This window comes from Anaerotignum faecicola, from assembly GCA_024460105.1.
GTDB lineage: Bacteria > Bacillota > Clostridia > Lachnospirales > Anaerotignaceae > JANFXS01.
On sequence record JANFXS010000004.1, the window covers coordinates 260,721 to 280,790 of the forward strand.

The 20,070-nt window shown below is 42.5% G+C and carries 19 protein-coding genes and 1 tRNA gene; 16 read left to right on the forward strand and 4 right to left on the reverse strand.

Translation table 11 applies throughout. The features are described 5' to 3' along the window. The 11 genes from NE664_08400 to murI all read left to right on the forward strand — a co-directional run bounded on the left by NE664_08400 (nucleotide 1) and on the right by murI (nucleotide 13,698). Nucleotides 1-804, forward strand: a complete 804-nt coding sequence (locus NE664_08400) for a type III pantothenate kinase (GenBank protein MCQ4726678.1) — start codon at nucleotides 1-3, stop codon at nucleotides 802-804. After that, entirely contained in the window at nucleotides 788-1,555 is a 768-nt protein-coding gene (locus NE664_08405) for a type III pantothenate kinase (protein MCQ4726679.1), read from the forward strand. The genes NE664_08400 and NE664_08405 overlap by 17 nt, the downstream gene beginning before the upstream one ends. Nucleotides 1,556-1,567: 12 nt before the next feature. Next, a complete protein-coding gene (gene dusB, locus NE664_08410; GenBank protein ID MCQ4726680.1) occupies nucleotides 1,568-2,527 on the forward strand; it encodes a tRNA dihydrouridine synthase DusB in 960 nt (319 codons plus the stop codon). Nucleotides 2,528-3,568: 1,041 nt separating this feature from the next. Beyond that, on the forward strand, nucleotides 3,569-5,932 hold the full coding sequence (locus NE664_08415; protein ID MCQ4726681.1) for a copper amine oxidase N-terminal domain-containing protein: 2,364 nt from the start codon (nucleotides 3,569-3,571) through the stop codon (nucleotides 5,930-5,932). Between the two features lie 776 nt (nucleotides 5,933-6,708). Continuing rightward, nucleotides 6,709-8,193, forward strand: coding sequence for a spore germination protein (locus tag NE664_08420; protein ID MCQ4726682.1), 1,485 nt, complete (start codon nucleotides 6,709-6,711; stop codon nucleotides 8,191-8,193). Next, nucleotides 8,174-9,223 carry a spore germination protein gene (locus tag NE664_08425; GenBank protein ID MCQ4726683.1) on the forward strand — a complete coding sequence of 350 codons (1,050 nt, stop codon included), beginning with the start codon at nucleotides 8,174-8,176 and terminating at the stop codon, nucleotides 9,221-9,223. The genes NE664_08420 and NE664_08425 overlap by 20 nt, the downstream gene beginning before the upstream one ends. Next, complete coding sequence (locus NE664_08430) at nucleotides 9,213-10,262, forward strand: Ger(x)C family spore germination protein (GenBank protein ID MCQ4726684.1); 1,050 nt, start codon at nucleotides 9,213-9,215, stop codon at nucleotides 10,260-10,262. The genes NE664_08425 and NE664_08430 overlap by 11 nt, the downstream gene beginning before the upstream one ends. Before the next feature lie 34 nt (nucleotides 10,263-10,296). Then, nucleotides 10,297-10,935 (forward strand): stage II sporulation protein R, encoded by a 639-nt coding sequence (gene spoIIR / locus NE664_08435; GenBank protein MCQ4726685.1) that lies wholly within the window; start codon nucleotides 10,297-10,299, stop codon nucleotides 10,933-10,935. 13 nt (nucleotides 10,936-10,948) lie between these two features. After that, on the forward strand, nucleotides 10,949-11,629 hold the full coding sequence (sleB, locus tag NE664_08440; GenBank protein ID MCQ4726686.1) for a spore cortex-lytic enzyme: 681 nt from the start codon (nucleotides 10,949-10,951) through the stop codon (nucleotides 11,627-11,629). A 198-nt stretch (nucleotides 11,630-11,827) separates the two neighbouring features. Further along, the gene (locus NE664_08445) at nucleotides 11,828-12,880 is read left to right on the forward strand and encodes a D-alanine--D-alanine ligase (protein MCQ4726687.1); all 1,053 of its coding nucleotides are present in this window, start codon (nucleotides 11,828-11,830) and stop codon (nucleotides 12,878-12,880) included. A gap of 14 nt (nucleotides 12,881-12,894) precedes the next feature. Next, nucleotides 12,895-13,698: a glutamate racemase gene (gene murI / locus NE664_08450; GenBank protein ID MCQ4726688.1), complete on the forward strand. Its 804-nt coding sequence runs from the start codon at nucleotides 12,895-12,897 to the stop codon at nucleotides 13,696-13,698. A 621-nt stretch (nucleotides 13,699-14,319) separates the two neighbouring features. Here the strand turns inward: murI and NE664_08455 are convergent. After that, nucleotides 14,320-14,628, reverse strand: a complete 309-nt coding sequence (locus NE664_08455) for an AbrB/MazE/SpoVT family DNA-binding domain-containing protein (protein ID MCQ4726689.1) — start codon at nucleotides 14,626-14,628, stop codon at nucleotides 14,320-14,322. 125 nt (nucleotides 14,629-14,753) lie between these two features. On the opposite strand from NE664_08455, the gene NE664_08460 reads away from it, so the two are divergent. The 5 genes from NE664_08460 (at nucleotide 14,754) to NE664_08480 (ending at nucleotide 18,244) form a co-directional block, all read left to right on the forward strand. Beyond that, the gene (locus NE664_08460) at nucleotides 14,754-15,344 is read left to right on the forward strand and encodes a nucleoside recognition protein (GenBank protein MCQ4726690.1); all 591 of its coding nucleotides are present in this window, start codon (nucleotides 14,754-14,756) and stop codon (nucleotides 15,342-15,344) included. Continuing rightward, nucleotides 15,332-15,865: a spore maturation protein gene (locus NE664_08465; GenBank protein MCQ4726691.1), complete on the forward strand. Its 534-nt coding sequence runs from the start codon at nucleotides 15,332-15,334 to the stop codon at nucleotides 15,863-15,865. The genes NE664_08460 and NE664_08465 overlap by 13 nt, the downstream gene beginning before the upstream one ends. Nucleotides 15,866-16,158: 293 nt before the next feature. Then, nucleotides 16,159-16,761: a hypothetical protein gene (locus NE664_08470; protein MCQ4726692.1), complete on the forward strand. Its 603-nt coding sequence runs from the start codon at nucleotides 16,159-16,161 to the stop codon at nucleotides 16,759-16,761. Nucleotides 16,762-16,790: 29 nt separating this feature from the next. Beyond that, entirely contained in the window at nucleotides 16,791-17,492 is a 702-nt protein-coding gene (locus tag NE664_08475; protein MCQ4726693.1) for a hypothetical protein, read from the forward strand. Nucleotides 17,493-18,171: 679 nt separating this feature from the next. After that, nucleotides 18,172-18,244 (forward strand) — tRNA-Arg (locus tag NE664_08480). A 414-nt stretch (nucleotides 18,245-18,658) separates the two neighbouring features. Here NE664_08480 and NE664_08485 read toward each other — a convergent pair. From NE664_08485 to NE664_08495, 3 genes are all read right to left on the reverse strand, one after another. Then, nucleotides 18,659-18,880 carry a helix-turn-helix transcriptional regulator gene (locus NE664_08485; GenBank protein MCQ4726694.1) on the reverse strand — a complete coding sequence of 74 codons (222 nt, stop codon included), beginning with the start codon at nucleotides 18,878-18,880 and terminating at the stop codon, nucleotides 18,659-18,661. 2 nt (nucleotides 18,881-18,882) lie between these two features. Further along, the gene (locus tag NE664_08490) at nucleotides 18,883-19,179 is read right to left on the reverse strand and encodes a hypothetical protein (protein ID MCQ4726695.1); all 297 of its coding nucleotides are present in this window, start codon (nucleotides 19,177-19,179) and stop codon (nucleotides 18,883-18,885) included. A gap of 486 nt (nucleotides 19,180-19,665) precedes the next feature. Beyond that, nucleotides 19,666-19,860, reverse strand: coding sequence for a hypothetical protein (locus NE664_08495; GenBank protein ID MCQ4726696.1), 195 nt, complete (start codon nucleotides 19,858-19,860; stop codon nucleotides 19,666-19,668). Nucleotides 19,861-20,070: the final 210 nt, after the last annotated feature.

The following is a 20,070-nucleotide window of genomic DNA, read 5'->3' on the forward strand; positions in this document are numbered from 1 at the left end:
ATGGTTTTATTAATTGACGTTGGCAACACCGAAATAAGGATCGGCGTGCGCGATGACGACGGGCTTATAGGGAGCTGGAGAATGACTACCGACAGCCTTAAAACATCCGACGAACTCGGCGGAACAATATTGAGGTTCCTTAAATTTGACAATATTGACCCTAAGGGAATAAGAGGGGTTATAATTTGTTCTGTTGTGCCTAACATTATGTATTCCCTTACAAGAGGCATAAACAAATATTTTTCGACGGAACCTATTATAGTTACAAATGATTTCGACAGCGGCATCTGTCTTAACATGGCAAATCCCAAGGAACTGGGAGCCGACAGGCTCGCAAAGCTTGCCGCCGGGTTTGAAATATACGGCGGGCCGGTTATGGTAATAGATTACGGAACGGCCACGACCTTTGACGTCGTCGATGAAAAAGGCGTTTTTGTAACGGGGATTACGGCTCCCGGAGTTAATATATGCGCCGAGGCCCTTTTTACAAATACCGCCCAGCTTCCGAAAATTGAGATCAAAAGGCCGGGGAGCATATATTGCCGCGATATTGTAAGCTGTATACAGTCCGGGATATACTACGGCCATGTGGGTGAAGCCCGTTACATAATCGAAAATGTCAAAAAGGAACTTAATATGCCGGATATGAAGGTTGTGGCCACAGGCGGCATGGCGCGGGAAATAGGCAACGGCAACGGTATATTTGACGTTCTTGACCCGTTTTTGTCTTTTAAAGGCCTTTTTATACTTTATAAAAGGAACATTGATAATATAAGGAGGCGCGAGTATGCTGCTGGTCATTGACGTTGGGAATACGAACACCGTTTTCGGCCTTTTTGAGGGCGACGAAATTATTAAAACGTGGCGCATGAGTACGGAGCAGACGAAAACCTCCGATGAAATAGGGATAGTAATACGCTCGTTTTTTGAAAATGAAGAAAAGGATTTCCGCCAAATCGGCGGGGTTATAATAGGCTCTGTTGTGCCGAACATGATGTATTCCCTTACCCACAGCGTAAGGAAATATCTTAATACGGAGCCGATGATTGTAACGGCCGATTTGAAGCTGGATCTTGAAATAGTAAGGGACAACCCCAAAACGGCCGGCGTCGACAGGGTTATAGACCTTGTGGCGGCAAAAGAAATTTACGGCATGCCTTCAATCGTTATAGATTACGGCACGGCGAACACATTTGACGTTGTTAACGAAAAAGGCCAGTTTATAACGGGCTTTATAACCGCCGGAGTAAAAATATGCGCCGCCGCCCTAAACAGGAAAAGCGCGCAGCTTCCGGAAGTGGAGCTTGTAGCCCCGGAAAGCTTCGTAGCCAAAGACACGGTAAAAAGCCTTCAGGTAGGCGTTGTTGCGGGAAGAATAGGCGAAACGGTTGAAATTATTAAAACATTAAAGGAAAGCCTTAATATACCGCATGCCAAAGTTATAGCTACAGGCGGGCTTGCCCAGATTATAGATCCGAAAAACGAGATATTCGACGTTTACGATCCTATGCTGACCCTTAAAGGGCTTAAAATAATATACGATAAGAATAAATAAACGGGGGCCGATATGAAAATAGGCAGTTTAGAGCTTAAAAACAATGTGTTCCTTGCGCCTATGGCAGGGGTTACGGATATGCCTTTCAGGGTTATATGCAGCGAAATGGGATGCGGCCTTGTTTACAGCGAAATGGTCAGCGCAAAAGGGCTTATGTACGGCAGCAAGAATACGGAAAAGCTTTTGAGCGTGGATAAAAGGGAAAGGCCGATTGCAGTCCAGCTTTTCGGCAGTTCCCCTGAAATACTGGGGAAAATGGCAAAAAGCCTTGAGGACGCGCCTATTGACATTATAGACGTCAATATGGGATGCCCCGCGCCGAAAATCGTAAAAAACGGCGAAGGCAGCGCGCTGATGAAAACGCCCGCGCTTGTAGGGGAAATAGTGCGTTCCGTTGTTGAAAGCCAGAAAAAGCCCGTTACCGTAAAATTCAGAAAGGGTTTTGACGACGGCAGTATTAACGCCGTTGAAATTGCCGAAATTGCGGAGGCCAACGGAGCATCGGCGGTAGCCGTACACGGACGCACAAGGGAACAGTATTACAGCGGCAAAGCCGATTGGGATATTATAAAGGAAGTTAAAAAATCGGTTTCCATACCCGTTATAGGAAACGGCGACGTTTTTTCCCCTCAGGACGCCGAAAACCTTTTTGACTATACGGGATGCGACGCCGTAATGATCGGGCGCGGCGCACAGGGAAACCCGTGGATATTCAGGCGGATAACAAAATATCTTGAAACGGGCGAGATCCTTCCGCCTCCCGACGCCGGCGAGAGAATGGAGGTTGCCCTGCGCCATTTAAAAATGCTTGTGGATTTTAAGGGCGAATATATCGGCGTAAGGGAAATGCGCCGCCATCTTTCGGACTATACTAAGGGGATGGCGGGCGCAGCTCAAATGCGAGGGAAAATAAATTCAGCCTCAACGCTTGCCGAAATGGAAGAATATATAAAAAGCATATTTTCTTTATAGACACAGCGTGCGGAAATTTTATAAGCTCCAATCCGAAACGCTGAAAAATACGGACAAGTTAGGAACCCCCGATCGCCCAAAACGGCGTTAGGGGGTTCTTACGGTTTTGAGAACGGCGGGCAGTTTCGGTTTACAATGGCGCACACGCCCCGCAATGAAAAATTTTCCGCATTTCCGCGTGGTATAAGCTTGCCGCAGGAACCGCAGCGTCGGCGGGTATGCGCCTTGAACTGCAAAAAAATTTTTCCTGTGAGGGCAAAGAGTTTTAACGAAGGTCGGTGACGTAAGAACGGGGCAAAGACGAAACCTATGTTAGGAGCCTTTAAGACATCTATTGAGCCGCTAACGCCTGTTAAACCAGCGCGAACTTTTAAACTGAAGCTAAGTATTGGGAAAACAGCGGGAATAAAAGAAGCGGCAGAGTGAGGGTTAATCTGAACGTCCGAAAAAAATGGAGCGAAATCGGAATGAGCCCGCCGGGAATATGAACAAAATGCCATTAATAAAAAAGCGCGTCAAAAAAATACAACGGAAGAAACGATGCGCCTGGCCGTTTCGGCAGGGGAATCCCCGGCATACGGATGCGGCAACGGAAATATTGCCGACGATTTATATAATAAGGAAGAAAACGCGGCATAAATACATAACGCCGGCGCAAAAAAAGCGCGGCGCCGAAAGATATACGTCATTTCGGCCGAGCCGAAAAGGATTTTGCCAGAAATCACATAAAAAGATATTGAAAATACAAAGGCTTTGGTATATAATGTCAAAAGTGTCCTTAAAACGGGATGAGCGGGGTGAAAAAATGCTCTGAAAACGGCCGCCCGTGTTACGGGAATGTTAGCGGACAAACGTAAAACCGCCGTTTCAGGCCTCTAATGTTACGAATATTTCTCGAATATTACAGTAACATTACACTTACCCCAAATCTGTTGACGGTTCCGAGGCGGGATGCTATAATTCATTTTGTAATCAGGAAACGCAAGCCAAGGTTCCTGAGAAAAAATTAAATCCTAAAAAATTAAAGGGGGAAGAAACAACATGAAAAAGAAATTGGCTTTATTGTTGTCAGCAGTAATGGTTATTGGCTCGCTTCCAATGACAGCTTTCGCTGCTTCAACAAATACAATCAACAGGATTGTAACAGGCACAACAGATTCGCTTTACCGTATTACACCTGATACATCTAAAGGTGAATCACAGGCTCCGGTTTTAAATTTTGCAGAGAAAGATCTTGACAGATTGCCATCAAGCACAACTCGCGTAACATTCAAGGCTACGCTTGAAAACACAGAATGGAATATCTATGGCACTGACGACAAGGAAGTTCCTACAGGTAAGGAAGTAGCCCTTCCAGCAGGATACGGCACTGACGCGGTTGTAACTGTATTGTCAGATACACAGGCTATCTTTACACTTCCTGTAGTAAGCAATGAAGTAAACCTTCCGCTTGAAGTTGAACTTACAGACGAAGGCGACGGTAAAGTAACAATCGATCCGCTTGACTCAGTTCTTACAGCAGGAACATACAGGTTCGCTAACATCGTTGGTGGCAACACATCAACAACAGTTGCTGATACAGTAAACATTGTTGAAGGCGGTACGGCAATCAAAACAATCACAATCACAGAAGCTGCTGCAGGTTCATTAGAAGCAACAAGGGAAAACTCACCTCTTAAGATCAAACTTACAAGCGGTTTCGAGTTCAAGAAAAACACGCCTGTAGTTGCTATCTATGACGAAGCTGATTTTAAAGCATCTGCAAACCTTCCTAGCGGCACAGCTGCAGTTGACGGCGCAAGCATGGTTAACTACAAATACAGCGACGACGGACAGGAACTTTACCTCTACTTTGATTTCCAGAATGCTAAAGGCACAACAAAAGCCGCTACATTCTCAATCTCAGGCCTTGAAGTTAAATATGACGACGACGATGTAAATATCGACGACGTTTGCGAAATCACAGTTTCAGGCGCTAATACAGACAAACAGTCAGTAGAAATCGGTAAAGCTACAACATACGGCGTATCATGGGAAGCTGAAAACAAAACTCTTCCAATCCTCTACTCAGGCCGCGCTGACGAAGATGTTGACACATTAGAAGTAACTCTTAAAGAAGTTATCGGCGACAGCTGGTTAGTAGGCAGGAAAACAACTATTACTTTCCCAGAAGGCGTTAAAGTAATGGACGTTGACGTTAACAAAACAGAAAACTTCTCAACAAAACCTGATTTCAACATTGAGGACAACGTAATCACAATCGAAAACGGCGTTCTTGAATTAGACGGCAACTCAACAAACAAACACAAAAAAGGCAAAATCGAAATGAGCTACACATTATCAGTTGCTCCTGACTTTACAGGCGACATCGTAGCTACACTCGGCGGCGCTGGCGTTGAAGACGATATGGAAGTTAAAGTTGCTACAGCAGTTGCTCCTGTAACAGTAGAAGCTGAAACAAACGCAGTATCTATCGACTATAGGAACGTAGCAGTAAGCGACATCCTTATCAAAGAAGCATATGCCGGAGCTCTTGAAAAAGACAAAACACTCCAGCTTGAATTAGACAAGATTGCTTTCGATAAAGAACCTAAAGTAGAAGTTGTTGAAGGCGACCTTAAGATCGATGATGTTGAAAAAGACGGAAACGCTATTCAGATCAAGATCAAAAATGCTTCAAGCAAAACAGCATCAACAATCAAACTTTCAGATGTTAACCTTTACCTTGAAAGGGATCTCCCAGCAGGTAAATACCCACTTAAATTAACAGCTTACCAGACATTCGATAAAGACGGCGCAACAGATCCAAATATGGATTACGGCTCAGGTATCGACGGTACAGAAGCTAACAAGAGACATACAGGCGATGATGCAGAAACAACAGACGCATACTTCCAGACATCAATCACAAAAGGTGACAAAGACAAAGGCACAATCTACTTCGACAAGAGAAGCGTAACAGTTCTTGACGACTATGTAGAAGTTGTAACAGCAGGACGTGACCAGGACGACTCAACATTCACAACAAAGATCGTTATCCAGGTTGGCGCTAACACAATGACAGCTGGTAAAGAAACAATCAATCTTGATGTACCTGCTTACATCAAAGACGGTTACACAATGATGCCAGTTCGTGCCGTAACAGAAGCTTTATCAAACGTAGCAATCGTTAAATGGGATGACCCAAGCCACACAGTAACAATCACATTCGGTTCAAGGATCGTTAAGATGACTGTTGGTTCAGATGTAATGCAGATCAACGGCGTTGATATCAACATGTCAACACCATGCGAAATCACTGACAGCAGGGCATTCATTCCATTAAGGGATCTTGGTTATGCTCTCGGCTTAAACGACAGCAAGATCAACTGGGATGACGCTACAAAGACAGCTACATTAAACTAATTTAAAACTGGATTAAGTTAAATATAGCTGATAACCTTAACAGCAGGTTATGGGGTGAGGACTAAGTCCTCACCCTTTTTTTGCATATTTGAAAATATTATGCAAGGCGGGGGATTTTGATAGTAGGCCGAAGTTGCCTATACCGAGCGTAGGAAAATAAGGCAGATTATCCTGAATATATGGCTTGCTAAAGCATGTGCATTATTGCGCCGGATATTTTATGAATAAACGCGGGGATATTTAATGTACAGCCTCGAGATAAAACTAAGTTAAAACACCGCAAACAGTGTATACTGCATATATGGAAAACCACAGATAAGACGTCATGTTTAAAAATAGTTTATGATGCATACAAATTGTTGGCAAATCCGATGATATAAACCATTTGGCAGGTCACATGAAATTACGGATAAAACAGGCGATATAAGCGATATGCGAGACAATTGGAAATTACGAATAAAACAGGCGATATAAGCGATATGGCAGGCCGCAGGAAATTGCAGGTGAAACAGGCTGCATAAACAATAAGTAAGCCTTTTGGAATTGCCGGATAGAATACCTGTGGCGCAGCAAATAAAACTTTGCCTGAAAGCGCACCTACAACAGTTCCTTTAAGCCATATGCAAATAAAATTTGAAGGCGCATACTCACGCTTGAATGATAAGAAGCCGCAATATTCGGCTAATTATATGTATTGACGCCGACGCTTAAACGGAATTAATTTTTCCTGCATAAAAATTACTTACAATGTAAAAACTTGCATTGGGGTGATTTTTATGCAGGAACTTTTTTATTCTTTAGATCAAAATATAGCGCATTTAAAAGATGTGTTTAAAAACTGCGACGACATTGTATTCAGGGAATTTTATGCCAACGGATACCGATGCTATATGATATATACCGACAATATTGTCGACGGCGGCACGATAGAAGAAGCCGTGCTGACAAATTTAATGGTGCGCGGACACAGCGAAAACAGCATAACCAAACTTCAGCTAAATACAATCGGAGTAGGCGAAGTAAGCGAAGCAAAGGATTTTCAAACCATTATAGACGCCGTACTTATAGGAGATACAATCCTTCTGGGCGACGGAGAAAACATTGCGGTACAGGTTTCAACAAAAGGCTGGCCTTCCAGGGGAGTCCCTTCGGCGGAAACGGAAGTAACTCTGTTGGGGCCGAAAGACAGCTTCTGCGAACAGGGAAGCCTTAATACCGTACTTGTGCGCCGCCGTATAAGGGACCCTAAATTGAAGGTGCGCCGAAGTAAAATAGGCCGCCGAAGCAAAACGGATATAGCCGTTTTGTATATGGAAGATATCGTACGCGACGAAATACTTGATGAAACGCTCAAACGACTGGAAAAAGTAGACGTCGACGCTATAATTGACAGCGGTTATTTACAGCAGTTTATTGAAGAGAGCTTTATGTCGCCTTTCCCTCAAATGCAGCTTACGGAACGCCCGGACAAAACGGCCGCCGCGATATATGAAGGCAGGATTGCCGTGATAGTAGACAACACGCCTTTCGTAATATTAGTGCCGGCAACGCTGAACGTATTTTTCCAATCTGCCGACGATTATTATGAACGCTGGCAGATAAGCAGTTTCCTAAGGTTTATGCGTTTTGCGGCGGCTTTTTTTGCCGCATGCATACCGGCAATGTATATTGCTCTGGTTGTTTTCCACCCAAACCTTATACCGACGCCGCTTGCGCTTAAAATAGCCGGGAGCCGGGCGGCTGTGCCGTTTCCGACAATAATCGAAGTTTTAATCATGGAACTGGCTTTTGAATTACTGCGTGAAGCCGGAATACGCCTGCCTTCGCCGGCAGGCGGCACAATCGGCATTGTGGGAGGCATTATAATAGGGCAGGCGGCTGTCGATGCCGGGATAGTAGGGGCGTCGGTCGTTATTATATCCGCGCTGACCGGAATTTGCAGTTTTGCGATACCAAACGTAGCCATGGTAAACAGCATAAGAGTTGTAAAATATCTTTTAATAGTTTTAGCGGCGTGTTTCGGGCTGTACGGCTTTTGGATCGGGGTTATATTAGTTCTTGTGCATCTTTCGTCGCTTGAAAGCTTCGGAATTCCGTATCTTTTCCCGTTCTGCGGCGGTTCTGTCAATGATTTTACGGATTTTAAAGACAGCTTGATAAGGCTGCCTCTGATATTTATGCGCAAAAGGCCTATATTTGCCAATAAGGGACAAACGATAAGGATGAAGAAGGAGGGTAAAAATGGAAATAAAAAATCATAAAATTACAATGCGCCAGCTTCAGGCCTTAATCATAATGGATACTTTCGGCGTTCTGGCCGTATGCCTGCCGCAGAGTATGGCGCGGTTGTCGGGGCAGAATTCATGGATCTGGATCACGGCGGCCGGAATTATAGTTTCTTTAATTGCGGCTATGGCGGTTTCAATGGACGGCAGTTCGCTCTATAAGAGTTTTGCAGGGAGGACTATATGCATACTTCTGTGCGGCAAAATAATTTTATGCACGGGCGTTGTGCTTAAGATTTTTGCTTCAACTGTAACAAGCCTCCTTCTTGATAAAACGCCCGTATGGATTATAAGCGGAATAATGACGCTTTTATGCCTGCATGCCGCGCTCCAGGGAATCAAAACGAGAGCAAGAGCCGCGGAGATACTGTTTTTTGTTGTGGCTCTGATACTTATATTTGTGTATATGCTTACAGCCTATAATATGGAAATTGAAAATTTAATGCCTCTTTCATTAAGCGGCGGTTTTAAGAGCACATGGCAGGCGGTTTTTTCCGTTTTCGGCGTTGAATATCTGCTGTTTATCAGGCCGTACCTGAACGGGAACCGTCCGGCGGCGAAAAGAGCTTTAAGCGCGGGAATTCTGTGTTCCGTATTGCTCGGTCTTACGGTACTGCTGACAACGGCCGTTTTCGGCGCGGCAAATATGCAGGTTAAAAATTGGGCGGTTCTTCAGGTTGTAAATACAATAGATTTTCCGATTATGCTTGTGGAAAGGCAGGATATTATAATTACGGCTTTCTGGATCGGGTCCGCTTTTGCGTTCCTTAACGCGGGGGTATATTACACAGGGCTTTTGCTTTCTCAGGCCGGAGTGCGCAAGGAGCGGGATGTATTCCTGTTTTGGGCGTCCGGTCTGCTTATTTGGGCGGTTTCGCTCTATCCGTCGTCCATAGATATGTGTATGGAACTGCTTTGGAAACTGAGAATACTGAATTTTATTGTATATGCCGCGATTATAGCTGCGTTTGTTTTTAAGAAAGGGGTTGCTGTAAATGAGAAATAAATGGCTGTCAGCCGCGTTGGCCCTGTCGTTTCTCCTCGGCGGCTGTTATGACAGCAAGGAAATGGACGAAAGGGATTTTGTTATCTCATTGGGCGTTGATAAAGGTGAAAGCGGCGGCTTTAAAGTTTCCCTTGGAATTGCGGACGGCGGTTCCGAAAAGGATAATGCAACGGGAGAAAAGATAAAAGAACTCACAGGGGACCAGTTCCCGGCGGCTATTAACCTTTTTACCGAAAAAGAAAGCCGCAGTATGTATTACGGCCACACTAAAACTCTTGTGCTCGACGACGGGGCGCTTGACGATGAAATTCTTATGGCCGGTATTCTTGACACTATACTGAGAAACAGCCAGTTCAGCGAAAAAATAATTGTGCTTTCTACTGAAAACGGCGCCTCGGGAATTTTGAAAACAGTGGAAGAAAACGAAGGCGGGGACGGCCTTTATATATGGGACTTTTACAAGAACAACAGCGGCGAGGTTGTAAATGCCAACCCTCTGAGCCTGAAGGATTTCTCGTCGGAATATATCGCGGGGCGCGACGTAATCGTACCGCTTATAAGCGCTGACGACGGCGTTAAAATTGAAGGAGGGACAATATGCTCATCACACGGCGTTAAAGGCTATTTGACGGGAGATGAAATGCAGGGGGCGATTTATATAAACGGCAATGCCGCCGGCCATCTCATAGAGGTTAAAGATACGGGAACGGCAGAGATAACAAAAAGCAGGGCGGATATAAAATTTACGGAGGAAAACGGGCTGAGATGCAGTATTGATATTGATGTTAAAGGAAAAGCGGTAAGTATTCCCGAAGGTTCGGCAGACGCCCTTGAAGCCGGCGTTGAAGAAAGTATAAATAAAGACGTTTTAAACGCAATTAAAAAAATGCGGGAAACATCGTCGGACGCCCTTTATATCGCCGAAAGGCTGAAACGACGCAATCCGGACCTTTACGATAAATACGGGGGTTCTTTTTCGGATATTGAGTTTAATATAAATATAAATTCAAAAATTGTTTCAACAGGGGTTATAGAATGAATTAGTTGGCAATAATTACTTTGGGTGATTAAAAATGGAAAAAATTATTAAAGAAAGCAAACTGATTCTTATATCTTTGTTAACGGCGGCAGCGGCGGCGTTTATTTGGGGCGTCGTTTCATCTTACAATTATTCCGAACGGATACAGGAAGGCATAGCCGACGAGGTTGTACGCTTCCATGTGCTTGCAAACAGCAATTCCGAGAGCGACCAAGAGCTTAAACTTCTTGTAAGGGACAGCGTTCTTGACGCCGCCGCCCCATATGTTAAAAACTGCAAAAGCAAAGAAGAAGCGGTTAACGCGCTTAAAAAAGCGGAACCGGTTATGAAAGAAGCCGCCGAAAGCGTTATTTCAAAAAACGGAAGGGCATACGGCGTTGAAATCAAATTCGAGAACTGCTTTTTCCCTGTTAAAAATTACGGAAAAGCCGTTTTCCCGGCGGGATATTACGACGCGGTGCGCGTTGAAATAGGAAGTGCGGAAGGTAAAAACTGGTGGTGCGTTATGTATCCGTCGCTTTGTTTCGTTGAGGAAACAATGGAAAACGGCGAGGAAAAAAAGCTTAAGAATATTTTGACAGATGAGGAATATAGTATAGTAATGGGGAACGGCAAAATTTCCGGCTTCAAATTTAAGATTGTGGAATGGTGGCAGGAGAAAAAAGAAAAATAACGGAGGGGTGCCAATGAGGAAAAGGATATTTTCCTACATACTATTTATATCGCTTATATTTTGCGGCGCAAGCCTTGGATATAAATTTTCCCAGTTCAAAAACGGAGGGGCCGTTATGGCCGCAACTTATTCCATAGGCTCAAGAGGCGATATTGTAAGGCAGATACAGCAGAGGCTTGCGGATTGGGGGTACTTTTCGGGTGAGATTGACGGGATTTACGGTTCCCAAACAGCGTCGGCAGTGCGCCTTTTCCAACAAAACAACGGCATTTCAGTGGATGGCATAGTTGGAAACGCAACGCTTGAGAAGCTTGGAATTTCAACTGTCCAGTCTACGACAGATTCGGATCTTTACATACTTGCAAGCGCGATCCATGGCGAAGGAAGGGGCGAACCGTATGAAGGCCAAGTCGCTATCGGCGCCGTTATACTTAATAGGGTTAAAAGCCCTAAGTTTCCGAATACGATTGCAGAAGTCGTCTATCAAAGCGGCGCGTTTGACGCCGTTGCCGACGGACAGATTGCGCTCACGCCAAACGACACGGCCTTCAGGGCGGCGCAGGACGCGTTAAACGGATGGGATCCCACGGGAGGGGCGCTTTACTACTGGAATCCCGCCACTGCTACAAGCAGGTGGATATGGTCTGTTCCGATTACAACGCAGATAGGCCGCCATGTTTTCGGAACGAAATAAATGTTTATATAAATTTTATACATTGGCATTTTTTGCCGCCTTTCATCGTTTTTTAATTGAAGGGCGGTATTTTTTATCGAATTTCGGCCGCTTATAAAAGGCGGCTATTTTTCACTTTTATATTGCCAATATAAGCCCTAAAGAATATAATAAGAATATTAGCGGCTTAATTTGCCGCATAGAAAAGAGGGAATTGAATTGAATAAAAAAACAGTGGTTGTACTTTTTGGAGGACAGTCCTCCGAACATGAAGTCAGCAGGGTTTCGGCTTCAACCATAATTTCAAATATAAATCAGGATAAATATTATGTGATACCCGTCGGCATAACAAAAGAAGGCCAGTGGCTTATATACAACGGGCCGGTTGAGAACATTAAATCAGGCGAATGGGAAAAATTCGGCACTCCGGCTGTATTGAGCCCTGACGCATCGCACAGGGGAATTTTGAAAATAGTAGGGAATAAAGTTAAGACAATACCTGTAGACGTAGTTTTTCCGGCGCTTCACGGATTATATGGCGAGGACGGAACAATACAGGGGCTTTTGGAACTTGCGAAGATACCGTATGTAGGATGCGGCGTGCTTGCGTCCGCGGTTTCCATGGATAAAGCTTTTACAAAAATTATTGCGAAAAACGCAAAAATCAGGCAGGCGGATTATTTGCTTGCAACAAAAGAAGAAATAAAGAAAAAATCGGTTTTGTCGAAAATCGAAAAGAAGATTGGCTACCCATGTTTTGTAAAGCCGTCAAACGCCGGTTCTTCAGTCGGGATTACAAAAGCGCATAATTACGACGAGCTTGTAAAGGGACTTGAACTTGCGGCGGAAAACGACAGGAAAATTATAATTGAAAAAAATATAACGGGGCGTGAAGTTGAGTGCGCCGTATTGGGATGGAAAAAAGCGCGGGCTTCTTCCGTTGGCGAAATATTTTCGGCGGCTGAATTTTACGACTATGACGCTAAATATAACAATGCGGATTCAAAGACGGTTATACCGGCGGATCTGGATGAGGAAACAGTTAAAGAAATACAAAAAACCGCCGTTAAGATTTTCAAAGCCGTTGACGGGAAAGGCCTTGCAAGGGTAGATTTCTTTGTTGAAAGCGGTACGGGCAGAGTTATATTCAACGAACTTAACACTTTGCCGGGCTTTACGTCCATAAGCATGTACCCTAAGCTTTGGGAAGACGCCGGCATGCCCATTACTCTTCTTATTGACGAGCTTATAAACACGGCGTTTGACGCATGATTGCGGGGGTTAACATGGATAACAGACCGATAGGCATATTTGATTCCGGCGTTGGCGGGCTGACTGTGGCGAAAGAAATAATGTCCAGGCTGAAAAATGAAGAAGTAGTTTATTTCGGAGATACGGCAAGACTGCCGTACGGCAGTAAATCAAAAGAAACCATAACTAAATTTTCGTTTCAGGACGTGCGGTTTTTACTGAGCAAAAATGTTAAAGCCGTTATTATAGCGTGCAACACGGCAAGCGCAAACAGCTTTGAAGCCATAAAGGAAAAATTTGACATACCTGTTTTCGGCGTTGTTTCGCCGGGGGCGGCGGCGGCGGCAAGAGCCACAAAAAACGGACGCATAGGAGTTATTGCCACAACAGGAACTGTTAAAAGCGGGGCATATGAAAAAGCCATACACAATATAGATTCAGGCCTGAATGTGATTTCAAAAGCATGTCCGCTTTTCGTGCCTCTTGTGGAAGAAGGATGGGCTGACGACGAGATAACTTACCTTACGGCACGAAAATATATATCAAGCCTTATAGACGACGGAGTTGATACGATAGTTATGGGCTGCACCCATTATCCGCTTCTTTATAAATGTCTTAAAAAAGTTGCCGGCGACGGCGTTTTGCTTGTTAACCCGGCGGAAGAAACGACAAAAGCGGTTGAAGAATTCCTTGATGGAAACGATATGTTCCGCGAGGGAGGGGGAGCCCCGTCGCACAGTTTTTTTGTAAGCGACAGCACGGATATGTTTGAGAAAATCTGCCTTGACGCCCTTGGCCGTAAGTTTTTGGCCGATAAGATAGATATTGAAGGGTATTAAGGCTTGCTCTGATAAATGAGATGCTGGTTAATCAGGCTTTTATACGCCATACAGTAATTTAACTGCTCATAAATCGGATAAGGGTGGCGCTTCGGTTTCATACTTGACATAAACAATAATTCTGTTTCCGGAGGCCGGTTTTGCGCACTTTCATCAAATGATGCGGTATAATACACGTCAATACAAATGATTATAAGATATGCCCTATGTTTGGCAGGGAGCAGAGGCAATTAGGTTTCGGGGAATGGACATATACTTTCCCCGAAACTTTACATATGAATGAAAAAAGGGATGCGGCTATAAAGGCATACCGTTGCCGTATACGGATTTATGCCGCGGATAAAGACAAACAAAAGCAATTTATATTAAGCGGCAATTGAACGTTATAATTAGTTGGAAACGGAAAACGCCGCAGTAATGCGCTTTTATGTTTTTAAAGCGGTACCGCGGCGGTTTAGATATGTGCTGATTTATGGTAAATCGAAAATATTGCGGTGCAGGATTAAATTCATTTATTCCTGCCGTTTGCGCATGCCGAAAAACAAACGTCAAGCCGCGCGTAACGCAAATGCTGAGAGCGGATTATTTATAGTTTTTACGGCAAAGGTTAAGGATAAAAAATCATTTGCTTATTTTTAAATTTGCTATTTCAGCCATTTCGAGTATTGATTTTATGGATACTTTTTTACCTTTATAGTCTATAAGGTTATCCATTTCGCCTGTAAAAATATCTGCAGGCTCATACTTTTTAAGCACGATTTTTTCATCGTCAACAAAAATTTCCAAAGAATCTTTAGTATCAATATTAAGGCTCCTCCTAAGTTCTATTGGAAGGACGACACGCCCTAATTCATCAACTTTACGCACTATACCCGTTGATTTCAAATAACACACCTCCCATAAAAATTTTAGACATGTACAAAATAACATATATGTAAATAATTGTCAACAAAAATATCAAAATTTTGGATAATTGTTAAAAATGTGTATAATTTTGGCATTTCTATACTTTATTTTTTCCACATAGTATAAGTTAAAAAGAAGTGGAGAAACGTATGCTTAATAAATTATGGGGAGCAATGATAATAACAGGAGTAGTGTGGGGGATTTTAAGCGGGAACGGAAGCGGAACCGCACAGGCGTTTATCGACGGCAGCCGCGACGCTGTTTCGCTTGCCGTTACGATGGCCGGGATTATGGCTTTCTGGAGCGGGATAATGAAAATAGCGGAAAAAGCCGGCGTTGTTTCGGCCCTTACGAATCTGCTCATGCCGATAAACAGGGCCCTTTTCCCAACTGTCCCTAAAAACCATAAAGCTATGAAATGGATTTCGGCAAATTTCGCCGCAAACTTTTTCGGGCTGGGCTGGGCGGCTACCCCTTTAGGCCTTGAAGCTATGAAGGAACTGCAAAAGCTTAATGATAAAAAAAATACGGCTACAGACGCTATGTGTATGTTCCTTATAATTAATATTTCGTCAATCCAGCTTTTAAGCATAAATATAATTGCATACAGAACCCAGTATTTAAGCCAAAATCCATGGGAAGTTGTGCTTCCTACGATAATAGCCACTGCCGTGTCTACGATGGCGGGTATCATTTCAGCAAAGGCGTATGCGGCGGGAGGACGGAAATGGAAATATTGACGTACATATCTTCAATTATAATGCCGCTTATCGTTTTGGGAATCGTAATAAGCGGCATATTTAAGAAAGTTGATATTTATAACGTATTTGTAGGCGGGGCTAAAGACGGGCTTAATACGGTTTTAGGAATACTGCCGTCGCTTATAGGGCTTATGTGCGGCGTTGCAGTCCTTCGCGGTTCTGGGTTCCTTGAATTTGTATGCGGTTTTTTTATGCCTTTGATAGAGCCTTTGGGGCTTCCGCCTGAAATACTTCCGCTTTCTGTTATGAAAGCCGTTTCATCTTCGGGGGCGACAGGCCTTTTGACTGATATTTTCAAGCAGTTCGGCCCGGACTCTTTTGTCGGGCGTGTTTCGTCTGTCCTTATGGGCTCTACGGAAACAATATTTTATACTATGAGCGTATATTATCTCAGTATTGGGGTCAAAAACAGCCGATATACCCTTCAGGGGGCTGTTATTGCAAATATATTCGGCGTTATAGCGTCATATTTTGCAGTGCTGTTGTTTTTTGGGAGATAGACGGGCGGCGGTTTTTAACCGCCGTTTTTTTATAAGGAAAATGCGGAAAAGAAATATGTTCCGACAATTATATCAATTATTATGAAAACACGATATTTTTGAATACGTCCTTTAAAAAACATATGAATGGATACGATTACCGTTCTTTCTTTTTAGGACGTTTATTGGATATTGCGTAAACTATAGAAAGCGACGCCAAAAACGGTACGGCAGGATTAAATTATATTAATGAGGACGCGCTGAAATTATTAGATGGAATTGCTGTTCAGGAATTGAAGCGATGCGGTATTAATATGGATTATAGAAAATCGGCTAAAGATTTTATTATGCCGGATGTAACGGAGGCGCTGTTTGAGGTAATGAGAGAGGGAGAAGATGATGGAAGGAGATTGGCCAAATTAGATAAAAGAGTTTTAAAATCTTTTATATCTCTATCACATATAAAAAGAATAGGCGAGTTTGTGAAACAAGTTGGAGGAGGAAGTGATTTTGATCTAAAATCAAAGCCTGAATGGAACTCTCCATGGTATTATTTTGACGGATATATATTGCGTTTTGACGATCCAGGCAATATAGTATATGGTATTATATTAATGGAAGCTTTTAAGGAAGATTATACAAACGGCATGTTTATGGAACGGGAATTGGAGGCCTTTGGCCATGTAGGAGCAGGCGCGGCGCAAATATTGGATAATGTAATTAAGCCGGCTTTTAAGTTTAATTTTCCCGGGGAAGAACTTGGAGGATTTTATGACGAATTTGGATATTTACGCGACGGTTCCTTAAAAAATGCCGTGGAAACATTGTTGAATATAAGGACGTCTTTTGACGATCCGCGCGACTATGCCGCTGTCGAGCTTGGGTATGAGTATTACAGGAATAAGAGGTACCGTTAATTTCATTGTTATTTGAAAGGGAGAAGTTCATGAAAATAAAAAGCTTAAAGTTTTTTAATAAAGCGTCTGTTTTACTCATACTGTCAATTATAAGCTATATCCCGATTATGTGGCTTAGGTTTGTATGGATATACGGCATGCATATTTTTGGCCGATGGTCATGGAATTCATTGCCGAGGGAGTTTTATGAAACAATTTGGATTTTAATTGTTGTTGTAAGCATTAATTTGCCGATTTTATTTTCTGTAATATTAATTCGCCGGAAAGGCAGGAAAACGGCGGTTGTATTATTTTTAATAATGTTTGCTATTTGGAAATACCCTGTAAGAAATTATGCAAGGCTGGCATATCTGAAGGACAATATTGAAGTTTTTAATTCCGCCGTATCGTACGTTCTTGAAGAGGCGGGGGAAAGGCGGAAAAATATGCAGATTATTGCAATACCCGAGGAATACGGCGTTACAACTTATTGGAGCGGTTACGAGGGCAATCCTGATTATGTATATTTTATGAAAGATAAAAATACGATAAAAATATTTTTCTATAAGGCAGGGTTAATTTATGAAAAAGGATATTTATATGCCATAAATTTGCCCGAATGCAGCGAACCGTATAAAAAATCAATGGTTTTATTCGGAGCGGATATAAAATCTGATAACGGAGGGGTTTGGGATTGGGCCGAATACGACAGGGCGGATCTGCCGAATTATAATGACAGAAATTGGAGGTAAAGGCTGTTAAAGGATTTAATTTGCGGCTGATATTTTTAAGCCGTTAACGGCCGATTGAATAAATTTAAGGACATTTTCCCGTATCGAATAAACGGAAGCGATACTGTGTGAAACTTACATTATATATAAAGCTGTACATGTAAAATATACATTTGGTTTATGTCCTGATTTCAAAGGCCATAAGGCAGAACATTTTGATTTTAGAAGGCATGACGGCAAAATCGCAGACGGCCTAAATAGGAATTTTGAATTATTCGTGCTTATTACAACCCGGAAGTTTTGATAAATTCCCGTCGGTAAGCGTTGAGCGCCTCAAGCGCATATCAAGCCGGCACAACAAAACAAATCCAATAAATTCATTCCGAAAAAAAGCGGCGGCCGTATTGCTATTGGCGTCAGCCTGTAAAATTGCAGCGGATTTGACGCCTTGAAATGTTATGCGGACAGATTTACCTGTACATCAAGCTTATGTATTACGGCGGCGGAATATGGTTTGCCGCGGGTTTCCGGTAGTTTACATACTTAATTTAAAGTCTTAAAACTATGCGCCGCCGTTTTATGTTTCGGATAAACGTATAATATGCTATGCACAGTATGCTTTTAAAAGATGTTTTTTAAAAAATATAAACCTTATTTATTTGACATATGAGCATAAAAAGGTTAAAATAAATAAGGCTTTGCATCTTTAGCTCAGTGGATAGAGCGTTCGGCTCCGAACCGAAAGGCCGCTGGTTCGATTCCAGTAAGGTGCATTATGTTTGTATGAAAAGGCTCCCTTAAAAAAGGGAGCTTTTTATTTTTCATAACAGGGGAATTTTTTAATTTCAAGTTCAGATGCGAGTTGTTTTTATGCAGAGTTCAATATAAAATATCTGTTATAATAAACGGTTAAATAGAATGTTTAAGAACTGCCGTTAAATATTATTTATTTTAGGCAAATAGGGGCGTATACTTATTGAAATTAAAATCTTCCGCTTATGCGCGCCGCATATAATGGAATTTCATTAATTTTCCTTTAATAAAAGGCTTTTATTTGAACGTGAAAAATTTTTAACTGCATATGGACGGAAAAGCCGGACTTTTTTGAAAAAATTGATTAATACACCGCCGCCCGTTAAATTTGTACGTCAATGCAAGCTGAAAAGATACCGGTTTTCCGTGGCAGCTTATTTTTTAATATTCTTTTCTTTATTTTTCGGGCATGGGGTGAAGAGCCCGTCTACTGTTGTATGGAGTTCATTTGCAAGCTTAAATGCCAGGGATAAAGTTGGATCGTATTTATTATTTTCAATGGCGTTGACAGTTTGGCGCGAAACGCCGCATCTTTTTGCCAGCTCGTCCTGTGAAAGGCCTTGCCCTTTCCTTTTTTCCCGTACTGTATTGTACATAGTCAGCCGCCGTATTTCTTTTTGTAACGCATCAGGAAAATAAAGTAGAAAAGAGCTGTAACGCCAAGGTTAACAAATGGGTTTACAGCTGGAGGGGTTCCGGATGCAAGAGATTCTATAATATCGATGATAAGCGACAAAACGGTGATAAGCAAGGTATCGGCGGCCGCCTGCAAAACAATCATACGTTTTCTTTCATCTCCGGGAGCAATTAGGGAAACAACCATAAATATATCCAGTATGGCCAGGAAGAGCAGAAAAACAAAGAATACGGCAAGAAATACTGTTGTGCTGTTCATGAGATTCCCTCCTTTTGCATATTTAAATGTCAAATTCTTTTTACATTTTTATTATATAATTCGGTATATTGAATGTCAAGAATTTTTGACATTTATATTGCGTAAGGCGGAAAATATAAGGACTGCCGGCACGTCGGGGATATTTTATGTAATGGTGAATTAAAATAAGTTTTTTGCGGCGGTTTATATTGCCGAAAGGGAAACAAAAGATAATAAATAGATTAAAAATACGTTAGCTGTACTGAAAATGCCATAAGGCAGCAGAGGTTTATTTTAAACGTGCTGTATGGCGTTTGGCATACAGCGTGGTTATTTATGGGTTATGGGAGTTGAAGGAGGGCAAGTTTTGAAGGCTCAAGACATGCATACTATTTTAAAGCCGCAACAAAATTTAAAGAATTGATTTTGGTTATGGAAATACCCCGTTTTCACGGGGTATCTTTTTTGGCGGTTTTCTCTTTAACAGGAGGATTTTTCTTTTGTATGTCAGTTCCCCTTACTGCTTAAAGGGTTGCTTTTTCCTTCAAAAAAAACGTCGTTTAAAGGCGCGGCTTGGCCGCTTGCGGTATATTGTGAAAACTGACGGATTTCCCTGTCCGGTTCATCCACAAGGTCGTTTGGGGAAAGCTTTTCGCTTTCCTTAACGGCCGCCTTTTTGCTGCCATTATTTTTTGTGCCCATAATACAAGCCTCCTTTCAAGGCTAGTATTTACGGCTGTGTTTCTAAATATCCGCTTTTTCATTTGATTAATATATAGTATGTACAAAGGAAGGCTTTTGACACTGATTTATTAATATAATATTTTATGCCTGTATAGCGTCTTTTATACTATAGCTCAGGCTTTATATGGTTATATATTTAAATTTCGGCTTCAACATCAGTTAGCTTCA